The following is an 18701-nucleotide window of genomic DNA, read 5'->3' as shown; positions in this document are numbered from 1 at the left end:
GCGGTTCAGCCCTGCCCGGCCACACTCCCGCAACACCACCCCCGGGCGTACAGTTCAGCCATGGAGCCGACCCGTTCCATCCTCTTGCCCGGCAGCGTCCTTCCTGCCCAGCCGGCTTACGGTGCCCTCATCGAGGCCCTGGGGCCGGAGGTGCAGACTGTCGCGAAAGACCTTGAGCTCTACGCCGGCGACGTCCCTCCACCCGGCTGGAGCCTGGAGACCGAGATCGACGGCGTCCTCCGCGAGGCAGACGCCCGTCACTGGGACACCTTCCACCTCGTGGGCTACTCGGGAGGAGGCGCCGCCGCCCTCGCCTTCGCCGCGAAACACCAGGAGCGGTTGCTCAGTCTGGCCCTCCTGGAACCTGCGTGGGCAGGCAGCTGGGACTGGAGCCCGGCCCACACGCGGCTCTGGGAGCAATACGAAGCGTTGGACGCCCTGCCGCCCGAGCAGTTCATGGCCGGGTTCATGAGGCTGGCGGTCAGGCCCGACGTCGCCCTTCCGCCACCGCCCGCCGGTGACCCGCCGCCGTGGATGGCCAAGCGGCCGGCGGGCATCCGGGCGTTCCTGGAGACGTTCCGGACATACGATCTGGCGCGCAACAGCCTGGCAGAATTCCGGCAACCGGTGCTCATGGTCCTCGGCGGCCTGAGCAACCCGGACGACTTCGGCGAAATCATCGAGCGCCTGTCGTCAGTCTTCCCCGATCCGCGGACAGAAGTGTTCCAGGAACGCCACCATTTCAATCCCCCGCACCGCATCGAACCGGAGCGCCTCGCCGCCGTCCTGCACGCACATTGGGAACGGGCCGAAGGAATCAGCCATGCCGAACTCTGAAACACAACAAGCCGACACCCTCATCATCGGCGCCGGCCAGGCCGGTCTGGCGATGAGCTACTGGCTCAGCCAGGCCGGCGTCGAACATGTGCTCGTGGACCGGCGCCCGGAACTCGGCGGCGCCTGGCAGGACCGCTGGGACGGCTTCTACCTGAACACCCCGAACTTCTCGATCGACCTGCCCGGCATGCCCTACGACGGTCCCGAACCGGAGGCGTTCATGCCGCGCGACGACGTCGTGAGCCTCTTCCGCCGCTACGCCCAGCTGATCGGCGCACCGGTCCGCACGGGCACCGATGTTACGCGGATCTCGCCCGCAAACGGCGGCTTCACAGTCACGACCAACGACGGCGGCTGGCAGGCGCGGAACGTCGTGCTGGCCACCGGCGCGTTCCAGGTACCCCGGATCCCGCCCCTCGCCGCCGCCATACCGCCGCACCTCTTCCAGCTGCATTCGCACGAGTACCGCAACCCCGGCCAGCTGCCCGACGGCGCCGTGATGATTGTGGGGACCGCGCAGTCGGGCGGGCAGATCGCGGAGGAACTGCACGCGGCCGGCCGGCAGGTCCACCTGGCCGTGTCGAGCTGTCCGGAGGCGCCCCGCCGCTACCGCGGGCACGACCTCATCCACTGGATCCTGAACCTCGGCATCCACGGGCCCGAGTACGGGCTGAACGCCTTCAGGACCGAGCAGCTGCCCTCCCCCGCGGCGCGCTTCGCCTGCAACCCGCTGCTCTCCGGCACCGACGGCGGCCACGCCATCCACCTGCGCGACCTCGGCCGCCAGGGCATGCGGCTGCACGGTCACCTGGAAGCAGCCGACGACGGCGGACTCGTCTTCACGGACGACCTCCCCGAACGCCTCGCTGCCGTTGAGGCCGGATTCGGTCAGCGGATGCAGCCGCTGTTTGACGCGTACATCGAGGCGGCCGGGATCTCCGCACCGCCCGCGAAGCCGTCACCGGTGGATGACTGGCTGCCTATGCCTTCCCCGCCGCGCATAGATCTGGCCTCCGAGAAAATCACCACGGTCCTATGGGCCACCGGCTACAAACTGGACATGGGAATCGTGAACATCCCCGTCCTGGATGAATGGGACTACCCGCGGCATACGCGCGGAGTCACGGAATACCCGGGCCTGTTTGCAGTGGGGTTGCCGTGGCTTACCGGACACTATTCGCCGCTGCTGGGTGGTGTGGGGCTTGATGCGGAGTATCTGGCGGAGCGGATTGCTGGAACTGATCCGTTGGCGGTTATGCGCAGGAGATGATCAGTAGTTGAACTTGCCGAACGCGGCCCCAGGAATACTCAGAACAATTTGCAAGATTCTGACACCTAGCGACATAAGTGTCAGGATCGATCACGGATTCTGACAAATACGGCTCTGTGTGTCCTTCCGCCAGGAGGAACAAGACTCGTCAAGTCCGTGTGACTAGTACCCCACCGCTGCTGAGGACAGCGAAGGCGGCGGGTCGTGCGACACTCAAAGCAGACACGACCTGAAGGTCAGAGGCAATGCTCTCGGGCAGATATCCTTAGTCCACCATGAGCTCAGACACCGCCGCCCCAACCGCTCCATACGAGCGGAAGAAGACTGCGAAATCCGTCACAGTCTTGGACCTCTTCGCCGGCGCTGGCGGGTTGACGCAGGGGTTTTATGCAGCGTCCCCTAGGTTCGTAACTGAACGGGCCGTGGAGTTCGAACCGGCCGCGGCAGCATCGTTCGCGAAGACTTTTGGCGACAAAGTTTATCCCGGACCGATCCAGGACTGGCTGGTCAAGGAGAGTGTTCCTGAAGTCGACATCGTCATAGGTGGCCCGCCCTGCCAAGGGTTTTCCCAACTCGGGAAGCAAGACCCCGACGACGTCAGGAATCAACTGTGGCGCCCGTATGCGGAAGCCCTCAAACGCGCGAAACCGAAGTACTTTATCGTCGAGAACGTCCCGGCGTTCGGCAAGTCTCAGCAGCTTCAAGACTTTCGAGATGCGACTGCTGAGGAAGGCATCATCGGAGACTACTCGTTCCAATGGCACGTTCTGAATGCTGCAGATTATGGAGCGCCGCAGTCGCGAAAGCGGGCCATACTTATCGGCCACCACAGAGACTTACCCTTCCCCGGATTTCCGATGCCAACCCATATAGGGCGTCACCGTACAGTACGGCAAGCGCTTAAAGGCCTGATGTCCCAGGTATCCGAGACAAGACTCCCGGAGCGCACCACTCAGTACGCTGGCAAGACATTTTCCGGGTCTTTCCGAACCTCTGAGCTTCACCTCAGCCGGGACTATGCCGAGCTGTCCCTGAACAGATTCGTAAATATCCCTGAGGGCGGCAACCGATTCGATCTTCCAAAGAACCTAAAGGCTCCGTGCTGGTTGAACCATAACTCCGGGTCCGGCGACGTTATGGGACGTCTGCACTGGGACAAGCCCTCCGTCACCGTTAGAACCGAGTTCTTCAAGCCTGAAAAAGGCCGGTACCTTCATCCCGTTGAGCATCGCGCAATCACTCATCTTGAGGCTGCGAAGCTTCAGGGCTTCCCGGACGATCGACTATGGGTTGGATCCAAAACTGCCATTGCCAAGCAGATCGGCAATGCGGTCCCCACAGCCCTAGGTAGGGCGATAGCCAGCCAACTCGTGCAACACCTCTAAGACGCCCTGGCTTAGTAAAGGTCTGCGCGAAAAAGTCGCATCTTGGTGGTAGATATTATCGAGAAGACTTCGGCGTTGGCCGACAGCACTGATCTCGATGTGGGGGACGGAGCCAATGATGGTTCGGGATTCATGGGCGGGCGTGACTTCGCCGCTAAGCAAGTTTGTTGCGGCCGAAACGCAGAGTGCGCTCAACGCTTACAAGGCTCGTCCCGATCTCATCCGTGAACATAGCAACATCGAGTCTGCGATCTCGCAGGGCGGGTACGGGCGCAAGCAGCTCAACGAGCTCATCCAAAATGCGGCCGACGCGATCAAAGAGCCGGGTGGCCGCATCAAGGTCGTCCTGACAAGAGACGCTCTCTACTGCGCGAACGAGGGCCAGCCTTTCACCGAAGCCGGCTTTCGGACTCTTATGCTTTCCCACTCTTCCGAAAAGCGTGACGACGAAATTGGGCGCTTTGGATTAGGGTTCAAGTCGGTCATCCAAGTGACCTCCGATCCAAAGATTTACAGTCGAAGCGGCTCTGTGTCGTGGAGCCAGGCTCAAAGCCGGGACCTTCTCCAGGGTCTGTATCCGGACCTGGAGACGTATCCGGTCCTTCGTCTGGCCGAACCAGTGGACCCAGATATTGCGGCGACAAACGACGATGTGCTCGCTGAACTCTTCCTGTGGGCCACTACAGTGGTGAAACTACCTCTCACGGCTAGCGCCTCCTGGATATCGGACGAGATCAAAAAGTTCCCCGGCGAGTTCCTTCTTTTCTCCGAAAAGATTGGGTCACTGGAGTTCGAGGATCGCCTCGAAAGGTCCTCCCTTACCTGGACAGCCAATCGGGACGGCAGGCGCGTCATCCTCAGTGACGGGACAGCAACCAGCGAGTGGCGCATTTTTCGAGACAAGCACAACGTCAGCACACAGGCCGCCGTCGAGGCTGGCAGCATCGTCGCCCGCAAGCAGATTGATGTAACTTGGGCCGTCCCGTTGACGGACAATCAACGTCGAAAAATCGGGCGGTTCTGGAACTACTTCCCCACACAGCACGAGACTTCGCTTCGAGGCATCGTCAACGCTGCATTCAAGATGAACGAGGACCGTCACAGCATTCTGGAAACCCTCTACAACAAAGAGATTCTCACACTCACTCTTCCGCGGATGGTAGCTGGGGCGCTGAAAGATCTGAACACCCCGACCGATCCTGCACTATTTCTCGACATTCTTCCCTCACGTGCTCGGGAGTCCTATTCCTGGGCTGATGCTGCCATCAATAAACCAATCTTTGCGATTCTTCCTTACGCGCCGTGTCTTCCGGACAGGTCTGGAACCCTGCGACTTCCGAGCGAAATCAAGGTCCAACCTGTCCTGGAAGAGGCAACCCGGCTAACAGCACTGTGGGATTCATGGATCGCGGCAGACCGGCCCTGGCTGCACCCGGCCGCGTTGAGAGGGCGAGAGGCCCAGGTTGTGCGCATCTTGCAGGAAGCGAACCTGAGACGTGCTTCGGTTGAGGAGTGGCTGGAAGAGGTAGTTGCAGGAGGCGAGCTCCAGAATTACGAGAATGCTTTGCAGTTAGCCGCCATGATCGATAAGTCCTATGCGGATTACCTGCCAGCCATGAGGCGAAGCCGTATCGTGCTTATGTCGGATGGCAGCGTCCAAGCCCCGATTACATCAAGGGTGTTTCTCCCCATGAGCGCCAATGACGAGTCGGCCAACGTTGTCTCATATGACCTAATGCACCACGGCAGCGCGAGCAGCTACCTTCGCGCTCTTGACCTCCAAGCACAAGACGGCCGTGGCATCGTCAGTCGAGTCGCGAGCGACGTCGCTCAGAATTACTCCGATGCCGAGCTTGCTCAGTCTCTATGGAGGCTTACTCGGTCCCTCGCAGTTCCCGAGAGTCTGGCTGTAATCAATGAGAGAACCGAGCCAACGAAAGTCTTGGTGCGCTGCCGAGATCATAAGTGGCGCCAACTGGGCGATGTGTGGCTTGCTGGCGGGCTGTTCGCCCAAACCAGTGTTGGTGATGAGCACCTTATAGTGGACGACCAGTTCCACGCCAACGACCTCGCCCTCCTAAGGAACCTTGGCGCGAGGACTTCACTCACAGACGCCAAGATGGCGCGAGGCGGTGCAACCTACGATCTATGGAAGCACAGCGAGGCAAGCCGCATTGCCGATGCTTCACGTAACGGACCGGCGCCCCTTTCCGAGGCCGGGATACGCTTCAGCCAGGCCCTGACAACGGACGGTCTTCACCTTCTCATCGACGCCTCCGCCACGACTCGCGCCAAGGTAACACGGACGATTTTGGGTAGGCCCCAGTATCCTTCAAAGGTCGAATTCAGCAGCGGTTTTCGACCGGCAGAAACGATAGATGGGCCCGACCTCTGGTGGGTCAAGAAGTACGGCGCCTTCGAAACGCCACTGGGAAAAGTGGACGCCAAGCAATGTGTCGGTAAAGTCGAAGGAATCCCCTCAGATTACTTGCCCTTTCCGGGAGTGGAAGAAGCAGCGGCGTTAGGCTTCCCAACAGATCACACCCGAATCAAATGGGGGGTTGTCCTTTCCTTGGCTGAGCAGCAGTTGCCCATGCAGCAGCTGCACGAACTCTATGGGGCGCTGGCCGCCCTCGATGTTCGTCCTCCGAAGGAACTTCTTACCCCCTTAAGCGGAGGGCGGAACACGCGCTATTTGACTGGGGAGGTAGTCCTGGCCACCGACCTCAAATCCCGCGACCACCTAGTGGAGGTAGCCAGCGTTCCAGCTCTCTACACAGGTCATCAGGATCTGGATGAGGCCCTAATCGAAAGCTGGGGAATCAAACCAGTCGGCGTCGAATTCTTCACCTCGGTTCGAGCTATTCCAGTTGAGGGTGAAGATCCGGAAAGCATCAAATCGCGATTTCCATATCTCAAGCGTGCTGCCAGCGAAGTGGCCGTTCAAACTTTGTGTGTTCCGTGCGTATCCGTCGAAGAGATTCAAACCAACAGCTTTGACGCTAGATCTGTGGCTACGCCGCGAGCTTCCTATCTACAGGACGGGATGCTCTACTATCGAGCGCCTCAAGGCGACCAGGCCCTATTGACGACAATTCTGGGCGCTTTCAGCAGCAACCGAGCGCCAGCTCAGGTCGCGCAGGCAATGCGCCAGCTGAAGAAGGATGCAGAAGCTCAAGAACGCCTTGGACGCGTTAACAAGCAGAAGACCGACGCCGGAAAGATCGCCGAACTTGTTGGCAGAGAAACTCTTCTGGAGCTCATCCCCGATGCTGTCGCGAAAATGCTGACTGCACGCGACCTTGAGCTGACGGACGAACGCATGTTCGACATTGTCAGTAACCTCCATGGCAGCAGCTTGCTCAAGGTTCTCAAACCAGCACTTGAAGAGGCTGGAATCGAAACCCCTGACCAATTCCGTGGAGGTCGAACGGCTCGGGAGTTTGTCAAGGAACTCGGCTTCTCCCCTGCACTCGCCGGCGAAACCATCAAGAGGAAACCGGAACGCGAAGAATTTGTCGGACCCGTGGGTCTTAAGCCACTACACGGCTACCAGGAATCCACCAGCCGAAAAATTTGCGATCTTCTGGCTGAGCGAACTCCGCATCGGCGCGGCTTGGTGCAGCTTCCGACAGGTGCAGGCAAGACCCGCGTTGCCGTCGAATCAGTGGTCCGAGATATTGCCTCGACGCCCAAGGACCAACGTCGTCTGATCCTGTGGATTGCCCAGTCTGACGAGCTCTGTGAGCAAGCTATCGAAACCTGGACCTACGTTTGGCAAGCTGCAGGTTCTCCTGGCGAACGAATGGCGGTCAGCAGGCTTTGGGGCGGAAACAAAGCCATCCGCGAGGAGACCAAACTTCACCTGGTCGTCGCGACAATTCAGACGCTTTTCAGCATCTATCAGAACAGGCGCCAGATGTACGACTGGATGTCCGATCCAGACCTTGTCATCATCGATGAGGCCCACGGAGCAACGACTACTCAGTACACGCAGGTCCTTAGTTGGCTAGGCCGTTCGTACACGGAGAAGTCGCGATCGCTGCTTGGGCTCTCTGCCACTCCTTATCGGGGTTCCAACGAGAAAGAGACAGAGCGGCTTGTTGCACGTTTTGGCAGGAACCTCATTGAGCCAGACGAATTCAGTGCGGAAAACGCGCATGAGTACCTGCAGGGAATCGAAGTCCTGGCCAGGGTCAACCATGAGGAACTGAAGGGGATCGAACTTAGGTTGAAGGACATGCCTTCCGCTACGGATCAAGAGTCACAAAGTTCGATGCTTGAGGCAAGGATCGACCTCCAGCAAGTAGCGGACAGCACACAGCGTAACGAGGCCATTTTGGATCACATCATGGCGTCCAAGACAAATGGACCAACGCTCGTCTTTGCCGCCTCGGTAGAGCACGCTGAGGCGCTTGCAGCCGTTCTCTCGGTGGAAGGCATTCCGGCGGCCGCCATTTCAGGAAAGACAGACCTCGGGCATAGGCGCTCAATTATTGAGGACTTTCGGAATGAAAGAATCCGGGTGCTCACAAACTTCGACGTGCTCACGCAAGGATTTGACGCACCCAGGGTCGACGCCGTTTACGTGTGCCGCCCAACCTTCTCACCGAACAAATACATTCAGATGATCGGGCGGGGTCTTCGCGGGCCCCGTAACGGCGGCAGCGAAGAAGTCTTGATCGTGAACGTCAAGGACAATCTGGACCAGTATGGACACAAATTGGCCTTCACACAGTTCGACTATCTCTGGAGGAACGAGGCAATGAGTGCTCGCTGACATTGAGCTGGACGAAAGCCAGCGGGCGGTGGCAGAAGCGGAACCAGAGGACAGGCTGTTTGTCATCGCCGCGGCCGGGCAAGGCAAGACCGAAGTGCTTCTTGCCCGAGTAAAAACACTCGTAGAAGACGGTCTAAATCCAGCAGACGAGATTCTAGTGCTGAGTTTCTCACGAGCCGCCGTAGAGGCAGTGCGTAAACGTGCTCGCGTGCATGACCTGGATGGCTTGCAGATCAGGACCTTTGACTCCTTTGCCGCGCAAATACTGATCGACATGGACGAAGACACTCTGGGTGATAGCTTCGATGCACGGATCAGGAAAGCGACAGAACACATTTCTGGCGACGAGACACCCGACCGAATCTTCCACCTGAAGCACATTCTGGTTGATGAAGCCCAAGACCTCGTCGGCGATCGTGCTGAGCTTGTTCTGGCGTTGCTGTCCGTCCTCGGAGATGACATTGGCTTTACAGTTCTTGGTGATCCCCTTCAGGGCATCTACGACTTCCAGCTGGATGAATCGAAGTCAAAACTAACGTCGGCGGAACTTATCGACAGACTCGTCAGTGATTTCGGCGCCGAGCGCCACGCGCTGGCGAAACACTACAGGGCGGTCACTGACCGCACCCGGGAGCTCATCTCCGTGGGCGACGAAATACGTAGCCTCGGTGAGCTCAATGCTTCACGTTCAGAGACTGCACACGGACTTCTTGACGACTTCCGAAGGCAAGTGTCTAGCACCTCAGTGTTGAATGAGTCCGGAGCGCTCAGCCCGAATGCCGGCGAGACGACTGTCGTCCTCTGTTCGACAAATTACGAGGTGCTTATCGCAAGCGAACTTCTGTGGCAGAACGGCTATCCGCATCTGGTTCGCCGCAAAGCTCAGGACATGAGTGTGGCGCCTTGGGTACACCAGGTCTTTAAAGACCTCGAAGACCGAACCTACGATGCGGACGACATCAAGTCACGCCTTACCGGACTCTTCGGCGACTCAGCAGCTGACCTGTGGCTTGCGCTCAAGACAGCCGAAGGGAATTTCACGGCCTACAACTCCTTGAATGTCCCCCAGCTGAGTCAGCGACTCCGCAGCAGGTCCATTCCGCTAACCCTGACGGTGGAGGATACCGCGAGCCTCATACTGTCGACTGTTCACCGGGCCAAAGGGCTTGAGTTCACGAACGTTCTCTATCTGCAGCCCGAGTTCGGATCGCCGGCGGCTGAGCAGAACGAGGCGGCACTCAAGCAGAAGTACGTTGCACTGACCCGCGCACGGGAAGAAGTCATCTCAACAAAGTTGCCCAAGAAACTACTGCAGAACGCCGATGGCTCCACAGGGCGTTGGCTCGAAAAAGCCTTTGGCAGGAATCGGATGCAGTACAACGCCCGGATGGAATTCCTCAACTCGGATATCGATGACGTCTCCCCGTACTACCCCGAAGACGGCGACGCCCAGGCAATCCAGGACAACCTCGTATTGGATGACCTCTTGGGTCAGGTCATATCTGGCTCTCTACAATCCGAACCGGAACCCGGGGAAGCACCCCGCTATGTATTGACCACCAGTGACGGCAAGGTTATCGGGCGAACGAGCCCATCTTTCGCGTACGCGCTGAAAAAGAACTTTGCATTCAATACCCACCGCAGGGACGAGTGGCCCGCAGGGTTCACTGGGGCGCGCGTCACTTCGATCGAATGCGCTACCGGCCACCCTGAAGAGACCAAGCTAACGGGCCTAGGTTCCTCGGGCATGTGGTTGGTCCCGCGGTTGACCGGTTTGATCAAGCGGACAAAGAACTAGGAGCAATAAGTGTCGATATTGGATGCCAAGTACAGTTTCCGCCGTGAAATGGTGGACCGCCTCGAGACCGACCTCTACGGACCGGGGGCCCCGGATGAGTTGATAACGGAACGTCCACTGGAGCGCTATGTGACGGGCGTGCTTTGGCCCGCAGCTGACGACACCTATGTTGAAGCCCCTGATGAGCCCGAATCAGTTGCTGCAGCTTCCGGAGAGGCTTCCGTTGACAGCTCCGTCGCAAACGCCCGACTGACCTACCCCAGCAGTGTAGGCCTTACCGTCTCCGTGGATACAAACCGTTCAACGTCTCTGGCTGTCACCCCGACAGCAGCGCGCTATACGCCAATAGCTACCGTCAGGGACAGTGGCAGCAAACGGCGCGACACTTTTGACTGGCAGAGAGCTGCCGCTGATCTGCCCGAGATCGAGGTAGATCTTTCGGCACCTGGGCCGCAGCGCCACCTGCTTGAGGGCGGCGCGTTGGAACTCTATGCCTTAGTGCGCGTTCCGGAAGATGCAATTGTTACTGTCACCGTTGTTCTCAGAAACACCCAGCCCAAGCCGGACCCGACCTCCGACAAGGATGTGGCGTGCTGGTTCCAAGCAGGCGTTTCAGTCCACACGTCAGTCCCGGCGCTGGTAGACCGTTCCAAGCTTCGCACCAGCGTCCCGTCCGACCCCGACTTGGCGTCCTCGGAGCTTCTCTACCGCAACCACATGGTCTTCGGGGCAGGCCACGGGTGCGCAATTGAAGTACATGAGGCCGACGTCGACGGGCGGCTTTGTCAGCGTGTCTCGTCAACCTTCGTCCCCCGTCAGGACGTCCACCGATCCATGGCCGGAGGCAGTGCGGCCAATCTTTCGCTGCCTTTCATGGCAACAGCCTCTCGCGACGAAGTCATTGCCGAACTGAACCGCCTCGCGGAGGACTACTCGTCCTGGATCGCCGCATCTACTGCATCTGCAACACAGGACGGGCCAGCATACGTGCCACCCCACCTGCGCGGGGTCGCAAATGAACACATGAAGCAGGCGGGAAGCGCCCACAGTCGCATCAAGGCTGGAATCCAATTGCTTGCCGAGGATTCAAAAGCCTTCGAGGCGTTTCAGCTAGCGAACAAAGCTATGCACATGCAGCGTTCCCGCCAGGACTGGGTACGAAAAGGAGCCAAGGGCGATTTCAAACTTGGCGAGCAGAGCTGGCGCCCCTTCCAGATCGCCTTTATCCTCATCAATCTGCCGTCTCTGACGGACGACCAACACGATGAGAGGGACGTAGCCGATCTTCTCTGGTTCCCCACCGGTGGTGGCAAAACCGAAGCATACCTCGGGCTTATCGCCTATCTCCTGCTGCTTCGGCGACTTCGCGATACCCGCGTTCGCGGCGTTGCCGTGATTATGCGTTACACCTTGCGGCTTCTCACCATCCAGCAGTTCGAGCGCGCTGCTATGCTCATCTGCTCCCTTGAATCCGTGCGCTTGGACGACGAGGACCGCATCGGAGAAGCACCATTCAGCATCGGCCTCTGGGTCGGCGGAGGCGCCACCCCGAACGACATTGCGACTGCGAGGACGAACCTCGGAAAGCTCAGGAACAACCAGGAAGTCATCGAGGGCAACCCAAAACAGATAGAAGCTTGCCCTTGGTGTGGCAACCGACTCACAGTTGACGACTACCGGATCACCAAGGTCCCCACTGATCGTATGACTGTGACGTGTTCAAATCGTTTATGCGACTTCGCTGGCGGCCTTCCAGTTCATATTGTCGACACGGACGTCTACAGGGAACGCCCGGAGCTCGTGATCGGTACTGTCGACAAGTTCGCTGGTATGTCCTGGCGTGGCGAAATCGCAACGCTTTTTGGACGCCTCTCCCCTGCTGATTTGGGCCCGGACCTGATCATCCAGGATGAGCTGCACCTTATTTCCGGACCACTCGGTTCCACTGTCGGATTGTTCGAAACGGCTGTCGACCTGGCCGCCAGTGGCATCGGGCGTGAAGGGGGCTCAGAAGCCAGAAAGCCAAAGATCGTTGCCTCCACGGCTACAATTCGGAGAGCACAAGACCAGATTCGGTCCGTCTTCAACCGCCAATCCAGCCTCTTCCCGCCCCCGGGACTTGATCCTGACGATTCCTTCTTCGCCCAGAAGGCCCCCTCCGACGAATTCGGAACACGACAATACGTTGGAGTGCTCGCGTCCGGCACCAGTCACGCGACGCTCATGGTCCGCACCTACGCCTCGTTGTTGCACTCGGCCAACATTATTGAGGCGGCAAAGGCCGAAGACCGGGACCCCTACTGGACACTCATGGGGTACTTCAACAGTCTCCGTGTTCTTGGCTCCGCTTACCTTCAGGTATACGACGACGTCCGGGCGCGCCTTAATCTCTTGGCGAAACGCGACGGCAGGCTCGAGGGGCGTGGAATCCAGTTAAGTGAGCTCACCAGCCGCGTGGAAAACCACAAGATTCCGGAGGCCCTCAAGTCTTTGGAAAAGAGCTTGATGAGCAGCCAGAGGCCCGAAGACGTTGTGCTGGCAACCAACATGATCTCAGTTGGTCTGGACGTCGACCGCCTGGGTCTTATGGCAGTTATGGGACAGCCTCAATCAAGCGCTGAGTACATTCAGGCCACGAGCCGCGTCGGGCGACAGCACCCGGGCTTGGTAGTAACAGTCTTCAATGCAGCGCGGACGCGGGACCGCTCGCACTACGAATCTTTCAACGACTTTCACGGCTCCCTTTATCGGGCAGTTGAAGCAACCAGTGCCACGCCTTTCGCTGCCCGGTCGCGAGACCGGGGACTTCACGCGACGCTGGTGTCAGCACTGAGGATGCTTGTCCCCGAGCTACGTGGCACTGCCGGGCACGTCCGAGACAAGTCCCCCGCAGTAGACGAAGTTATGACCTGGATAGGAAATCGGGTCGCATCCGTCGATCCTGAGGAATTATCCGCTACGCGCGAAGAGCTGGAGCGGCTTCTTAACATATGGCGGAAAGCAGCCCTCGCGGACGCTGACCTGCCTTACGAGGGCAAGCGGAATTCGCCCCGTGCGTTGCTCATCGATTCCAGCAAAGCCCTTGAAGACCCCGATTTCGTCTACAGCACAAGTACCATTCCATGGCCCACACCCCGCAGCATGCGCGACGTTGACGCAGAAACCGCCCTCCGGCCGGCCCCAATGAGGAAGGATGCCACCCTTGGCTAAAAAGACCTATGCCGCCCGGCGCAGCCAGTTGATCTCCACCTTCGGAGTCGGCAGTCTGTTCCCTGCTGAAAACAACAGCTTCATGATCACCAGCATTGATCAGTGGGACCGGAAGCATTTGAAGCCGGTCATTGAGCCGCGTCTGGCCAGAAGCTTGAGAGTGTCTGAGCTCCTCCTGCCCCCTGCAGGAGCTCGCGGAAAGATTCCGGTAGTTCGTTTCCCACAGATGCTTGTTTGTCCGAATTGCGACCGCCTCGGGAGGGTCCAGCAGTTACAGGCGTCCTACGAGGATCCCAAGTGTGGCTTATGTAAATCGCTCGCTCCACTAACTCCATCACGCTTCGTCGTCGCCTGCGAAGACGGACACATCGACGACTTTCCGTATTCCTATTGGGTTCATGGCTTTACCCCGACAGAGGATGCCAACCACTTACTTTCGCTTGCCTCGGAAGGCCGAACATCTTCCCTGGCCGATATGGTGGTCCGGTGTTCTTGCGGAAAGTCCCGGACAATGGCCGACGCGTTCAACTCCATCGCCTTAAGGGAGATGAAGTGCCAGGGGAACCGGCCGTGGCTCGGATGGGGATACCGTGAGCGTGAATGCGGTAAGCCTCCAAAGACCGTGCAGCGCGGTGCGTCTAACGTCTGGTTTCCAGTAGTCAGATCGGCAATCTCGATACCTCCATACTCTGAATTTCTTGCGAAGGTTGTCACGTCGAAGGCTGCTCAACTCAGCCAACCACAGGCCCTTGAACCGTCGTCCGCGTGGGTCTTGGAGGGCGTCGTTCAGGAGTTTGATGGGCGCTTCTCTGTGGACGAGCTGCGGGCGGAAATCAGACGCCAGTTCCACGGCAGTGAAGAGACAGAGCTCTCTGAAGACCAACTTCGCGAGCAAGAGTTCCTTGCGCTGATGAACGGCCGGAAGGACAGCCCGGACACGGACTTTGTCGCTGAGAAAGTAGCCGTGCCGGCCGACCACAAGCATTGGATCAAGGCTGCACGAAAAATCACCCGGCTACGGGAAGTACGTGCACTTTACGGGTTCAGCCGGCTGCAACCGAGGGGCGAGGACAAGCCCGACGCAAAGCTGTCACCGCTCTCCCCTGACGACAACCGACAGAACTGGCTTCCCGCAATCGAGACGCTCGGCGAGGGACTCTTCGTAGCCCTGGACAGGCCCCAGGTTGAAGCGTGGGCAAAAACTGACTTTGCCGCGAGCCGGGAAAATACCTTGTGGGTCAACGCCAGGCGTGCAGCGAAGCAGCGGGGACTGGACCCCGCCCCCGTGAGCATTGTGGAGACCCTGGTCCACACACTGTCCCACATCATCATTGACCAGCTTTCCCTCGATGCAGGCTACCCCGCGTCTTCGATCCGGGAACGTCTCTATGTTGGTAAAGATCAGGTCGGAGTGCTTCTTTATACGGCCTCTTCGGACTCGGCCGGCAGCCTGGGCGGCATTGCAGCGCAAGCGAGCCCGAAGCGGCTTGGTCCTGCCCTGGATGAAGGTTTGTTCCGCACCTCCTGGTGCTCGGCCGACCCTGTTTGCATCGAGTCGCGGGGCTCTGGAACGGATGCCCGTAACCTCGCGGCATGCCATTGCTGTGTCCTCGTGCCGGAGACCAGCTGCGAGCTGTTCAATTCAAATCTGGACCGAGGCTCTCTATTCGGCGTGCACGGGCAAATCGGGCTCGGTTTTCTCGAGTGGGCCAAGTTGAATCCGCTGGGCGGGTCTGGCGGCGCGGCCGGGAAGGAACCTACGGCGCCCGACCATGTCGACATCCCCGAGAGCATACGACACAGCGCCTGGCTGACCGTCTTTGCCGAATCCGGCCCCGATTTGAAGGAACTGATCCCCGAACTTGTAGAAGTCGAGGTGGAGCTAGGAGACTGGGGGGCCGACATTGGCCCAGACAACCAGTGGCAGGTAGATCTGTTGTGGCCTTCCTCCCGTGTGGCAGTACTCGTGGACCGCGACGACGAACGGGACGACTGGCTCGCGGAGCAGGGGTGGACCACCTATCACACGAAGGACTTCGCGCCTTCCGATCTCGCCGACAAGCTGGCGGACATGGTTTATTAGGGCTTGGTGGTGGGTGGGGGTCGGGAGTCCGACCCCCACCCACCACTCAGTAGTTCTAATCCAGGAAGTACTCGTAGCTCAAGGGCATGAGGTTTTCAGGCGATGGCTTCCAGTCCGGATAAACATTCATCAGTCCGCTTTCAGTGGTGATGGTCCCATCCAGATGGCGCTCCCACTGAATTTCCGCAACGACAACCAGGTCCGTCCGGTCGAACTCATTAGCGTTGGTCACCTCGTTCCGGGTCAGAATCACCTTTTGAACGTGCCCCTGAGAACCCTTCACTTCGACGCGACGAACTTCGTCGCCGCGCACTGCTTCGAGGTCATATGGCCTGTAGGCGCCAACATCCTCTACCGCATAACCGGCAGCTTCGTAGTGCCTTATCGCCTGTCGCACGGCCTGCATCTCAATGGCCCTTTTCAGTACCGGATCAGCACAGAAGCCAGCGTACCGCTGGCGCACACCGTTTTGCCCACTCACAGGAGGGGCAAGGAGAGGCCGGTCAAAGCCGCCCCAGTCGCTATCTGGTAATAGGTCGGGCACAAGTTGTACGACCTGCTGTGGCATTTTGAAGAGGTAGCCTTCGTTTGGCTTTAGGCCAGCTCTCGGATGCCTGTTGAACGGAAAGTAGATGGTCCGCTTTGGTTTGGCGAATTCTTCAGTCAATGTGGCCAGAACCCCCAGGATACTTTCCTCGTAGTTCTCCCTCAGATCGGTAAGCAGTAGTGGCTTCTGCAGTGCAGTGTAGTTGGACAGAGGAATTGTGTCCGCTGGCTGGCCCAGCCAGCTTCCGCTGTCATTCTGCAGAGGACCGGCTACAACTGAGGCTCCGTAAATTCCTGGTTTCCACTTCATGGGGTTTTTGCGGCTGAGCCAATGGATTATGACGTCCCCGACTCGGACGTCGTTCATCCGGTCATGGCGGCCACCTCCGGGAGCAATGAGCTGGCTTCCAAATCGCTCCTCGTAAACAACCTCCATCCAGTACCGCTGCTTGGCGTCCCCGTCCCACCATCGGGACTTCGTCGCCGTCGACCCTGCCGCCATTTCTCCCCCAATCACAGATGATGTTGCAAAACTACTTTGTACCAAGCAGCTCTGACGGTTTGCCGCTCCATGACACGACGAGCCCGTCCCTTGCCCTCGTAGCAGCAACGTAGAGGAGCGAACGCTCGCGGAGAAGCGCATCCGCTTGTTCAGCCGGAGCCAAATTCTGTAACTGGTATGCCGCGGGCATCGACTGATCCGACATCCCAAACAGAACAACCCGGGTGAACTCCATGCCCTTTGACCGGTGCATGGTCATCACATACGGAACGCCGGAACCGGCAGGGGAGCCGGCAATACGCGCCTCTAATCCCCGCTCGTTGAGTCCGTTGATTACTTTGCCGATCTGGAAGTTCGCGCGAACCAGGATGCCAACTGTTTCAAGCGGAACGCCTTCCTCCTCCCACGCTCGAAGTGTCTGGGCAAGGTTGTCCAGCTCTTCCACATAGGACGCCGCCGCGTGCTCCTGCGGCTTAGGTCCTACACGGGAAGACGTGTATCCGTTGACGGACTCGTCTGTGTCTTCGATGTCCGTGACCGGAACCCCCTTCAGCAGTCCGACGGCGTATGCCAGGTTTTGCTGTGTGGTCCGGTAGTTGAGTGTCAGCCTCCGAGACCTGCCTACAATGCCAATTCCAAAGCGCGATAGCGGCACCTTCTGTCCGTAGATGCGCTGGTGCGAGTCCTCGGCAATGAACAAGTCGTCGGGCCCCTGCTGAACCAATTCCCGGAGGAAGAGCCAGTGACCTGCATGTAGGTCCTGTGCTTCGTCGATCAGCACGTGGTCTGCCAAACGTGTCATGCCATTCTCACTGCGGTGCCGGAGCACCAACGCTGCGAGGTGCGCCATCTCGACAAAGGACGCGTGCATGTCGATCCGGTTGTAATACCGGTAGCCCTCAATGATCTTCCAAACGGCCAGCCTCTTAGCGCGGTTGAGCGCAGTGCCACGCCCCGTGCGGGGGACTTTAAGATACTCGTCTTTACCCGTGATGAAATTCGGCAGCACAACGGTCTCGTATTCCTGCTGGAGGAAGGTGGGATTGGCGAGCTCGGTCTCAAGTTCATGTTCCACATCGCCAATCGCGCTTTCCCATTGTTGGCGGGCACGATCTGCATCGAGGATCTTTCCAGGTGCGGCGCCCCCGAGGCCAAAGAGATCCTTCATCGACTGCCGTTGTTCTGCCTCCATAGAAGCCCGGAAGACCTTGCTCACCAGCGAATCCACGCCCGCGATGTAGATACCCGGCTCGCCTGGCTTAGACGCACGGGGAAGATCGGCGTCGAGCTTCGCGAGTCCGCTCTCCAGCGACTCGGCAAGAGTGGTCGTGTAGGTCGTCAGCACTATGCAGGAGGAAGGCTCCGCGAGAGCAAGTGCTCTTGCCCGGTGCAGCAATACAACCGTCTTACCCGTGCCGGCTCCTCCTGAAAGCCGGAAAGATCCGCTGTAGCGTCGTTCAGCATAGACGCGCTGTTCGGGATGAAGAAAGGTACGCCAGGAATCGAAGTCGCCGCCTTCGATGACCTTTTTCAGCTCTTCGGAGTCGTCTCCTACGAACATGAACTGCATCTTGCTTGCCGGGTGCTCCAGGGCACGTTTGATCTTGTCCTCTTCGGACTCTTCTGGATCATCTACGTACCGGCTCAAGGCCAGCTTGTCCTGCACCTCCGAGACGGACGTACCAGCGGCAAGCTCCAGCAGCGCCGTCGCCTGCCACTCGGGAGAATCGCCCAGAACATCCAATAGTTCTTCATCAGACGAGGCTGAGAAAGCCTTATCCACAAGAGCCGCAGCGAGACCGAGGCTCGTTACGAGGTCGCGCTGATTCATTCCGCAGGCCGGGAGCGGATTCGTCCAGAGCTCGGGTGATTCCGCTTCTGGTTCCTCCTCAGGACCTTCGGGAACAACGACCTTGAATGGCTCGTTCGCGGGAGTCTCCGCTGGCGCCCCGGAAGCCGGTGTTGATGCGCGCACCACCTCGAGAACACCGTTGACAGAGTTCACCTGGAGCACGCTGGACCGGGCAATGTCAATCGCCTGATCGTGGGGCCACGCACCGTAATAGAAATAGTGCGGAACATTCTCGAATGCCACCTTGAACAGCACCGCGCGAAAGTTCAGATCGATACGGCCAGTCCGGACGCGCGAGTCGGCAGGGTTGACCATCGGCTCGATGTGGAGGCCAGGTGCAGTGTCGTCCTTCTGCAACTTTTCAAAGAATGAGTAGACCTTAGCCTTCATTGCGCCATCGATCTTGTCCTTCTGCTTGATCCATGTCACTAGTGCCAC

9 protein-coding genes are annotated in these 18701 nt (G+C 58.9%); 7 read left to right on the top strand and 2 right to left on the bottom strand.

The genetic code is table 11. The annotated features are described in order from the left end of the window. Positions 1-60: 60 nt before the first annotated feature. From D3654_RS16680 to drmB, 7 genes are all read left to right on the top strand, one after another. Positions 61-837, top strand: coding sequence for an alpha/beta fold hydrolase (locus tag D3654_RS16680; protein ID WP_120522581.1), 777 nt, complete (start codon positions 61-63; stop codon positions 835-837). Continuing rightward, positions 824-2107 carry a flavin-containing monooxygenase gene (locus tag D3654_RS16675; protein ID WP_120522580.1) on the top strand — a complete coding sequence of 428 codons (1284 nt, stop codon included), beginning with the start codon at positions 824-826 and terminating at the stop codon, positions 2105-2107. The genes D3654_RS16680 and D3654_RS16675 overlap by 14 nt, the downstream gene beginning before the upstream one ends. A 275-nt stretch (positions 2108-2382) precedes the next feature. After that, on the top strand, positions 2383-3492 hold the full coding sequence (locus D3654_RS16670; protein ID WP_120522579.1) for a DNA cytosine methyltransferase: 1110 nt from the start codon (positions 2383-2385) through the stop codon (positions 3490-3492). A gap of 115 nt (positions 3493-3607) precedes the next feature. Next, positions 3608-8272, top strand: a complete 4665-nt coding sequence (locus tag D3654_RS16665; protein WP_162943769.1) for a DEAD/DEAH box helicase — start codon at positions 3608-3610, stop codon at positions 8270-8272. After that, the gene (locus tag D3654_RS16660; protein ID WP_120522577.1) at positions 8262-10070 is read left to right on the top strand and encodes a UvrD-helicase domain-containing protein; all 1809 of its coding nucleotides are present in this window, start codon (positions 8262-8264) and stop codon (positions 10068-10070) included. Before D3654_RS16665 ends, D3654_RS16660 begins: the two co-directional genes overlap by 11 nt. Before the next feature lie 9 nt (positions 10071-10079). Beyond that, positions 10080-13280, top strand: coding sequence for a helicase-related protein (locus tag D3654_RS16655; RefSeq protein WP_245413294.1), 3201 nt, complete (start codon positions 10080-10082; stop codon positions 13278-13280). Then, the gene (gene drmB / locus D3654_RS16650) at positions 13273-15363 is read left to right on the top strand and encodes a DUF1998 domain-containing protein (protein WP_245413293.1); all 2091 of its coding nucleotides are present in this window, start codon (positions 13273-13275) and stop codon (positions 15361-15363) included. The genes D3654_RS16655 and drmB overlap by 8 nt, the downstream gene beginning before the upstream one ends. 55 nt (positions 15364-15418) lie before the next feature. On the opposite strand, the gene D3654_RS16645 is transcribed toward drmB, so the two are convergent. Next, complete coding sequence (locus tag D3654_RS16645; protein ID WP_162943768.1) at positions 15419-16345, bottom strand: protein NO VEIN domain-containing protein; 927 nt, start codon at positions 16343-16345, stop codon at positions 15419-15421. Positions 16346-16442: 97 nt separating this feature from the next. Then, the gene (locus tag D3654_RS16640; protein WP_205571839.1) at positions 16443-18701 is read right to left on the bottom strand and encodes a 3'-5' exonuclease; all 2259 of its coding nucleotides are present in this window, start codon (positions 18699-18701) and stop codon (positions 16443-16445) included.

It is taken from the genome of Arthrobacter celericrescens, from assembly GCF_003614925.1.
In the GTDB taxonomy this organism is placed as follows: Bacteria; Actinomycetota; Actinomycetes; order Actinomycetales; family Micrococcaceae; genus Arthrobacter; species Arthrobacter celericrescens.
This window is presented reverse-complemented; position numbering and strand designations above follow the sequence as displayed.

What these genes read in the sequence shown, in the direction of transcription:
- D3654_RS16680 (WP_120522581.1), top strand. Translation starts at nt 61, where the DNA reads ATGGAGCCGACCCGTTCCATCCTCTTGCCCGGCAGCGTCCTTCCTGCC.
- D3654_RS16675 (WP_120522580.1), top strand. Translation starts at nt 824, where the DNA reads ATGCCGAACTCTGAAACACAACAAGCCGACACCCTCATCATCGGCGCC.
- D3654_RS16670 (WP_120522579.1), top strand. Translation starts at nt 2,383, where the DNA reads ATGAGCTCAGACACCGCCGCCCCAACCGCTCCATACGAGCGGAAGAAG.
- D3654_RS16665 (WP_162943769.1), top strand. Translation starts at nt 3,608, where the DNA reads ATGATGGTTCGGGATTCATGGGCGGGCGTGACTTCGCCGCTAAGCAAG.
- D3654_RS16645 (WP_162943768.1), bottom strand. Translation starts at nt 16,345, where the DNA reads ATGGAGGTTGTTTACGAGGAGCGATTTGGAAGCCAGCTCATTGCTCCC.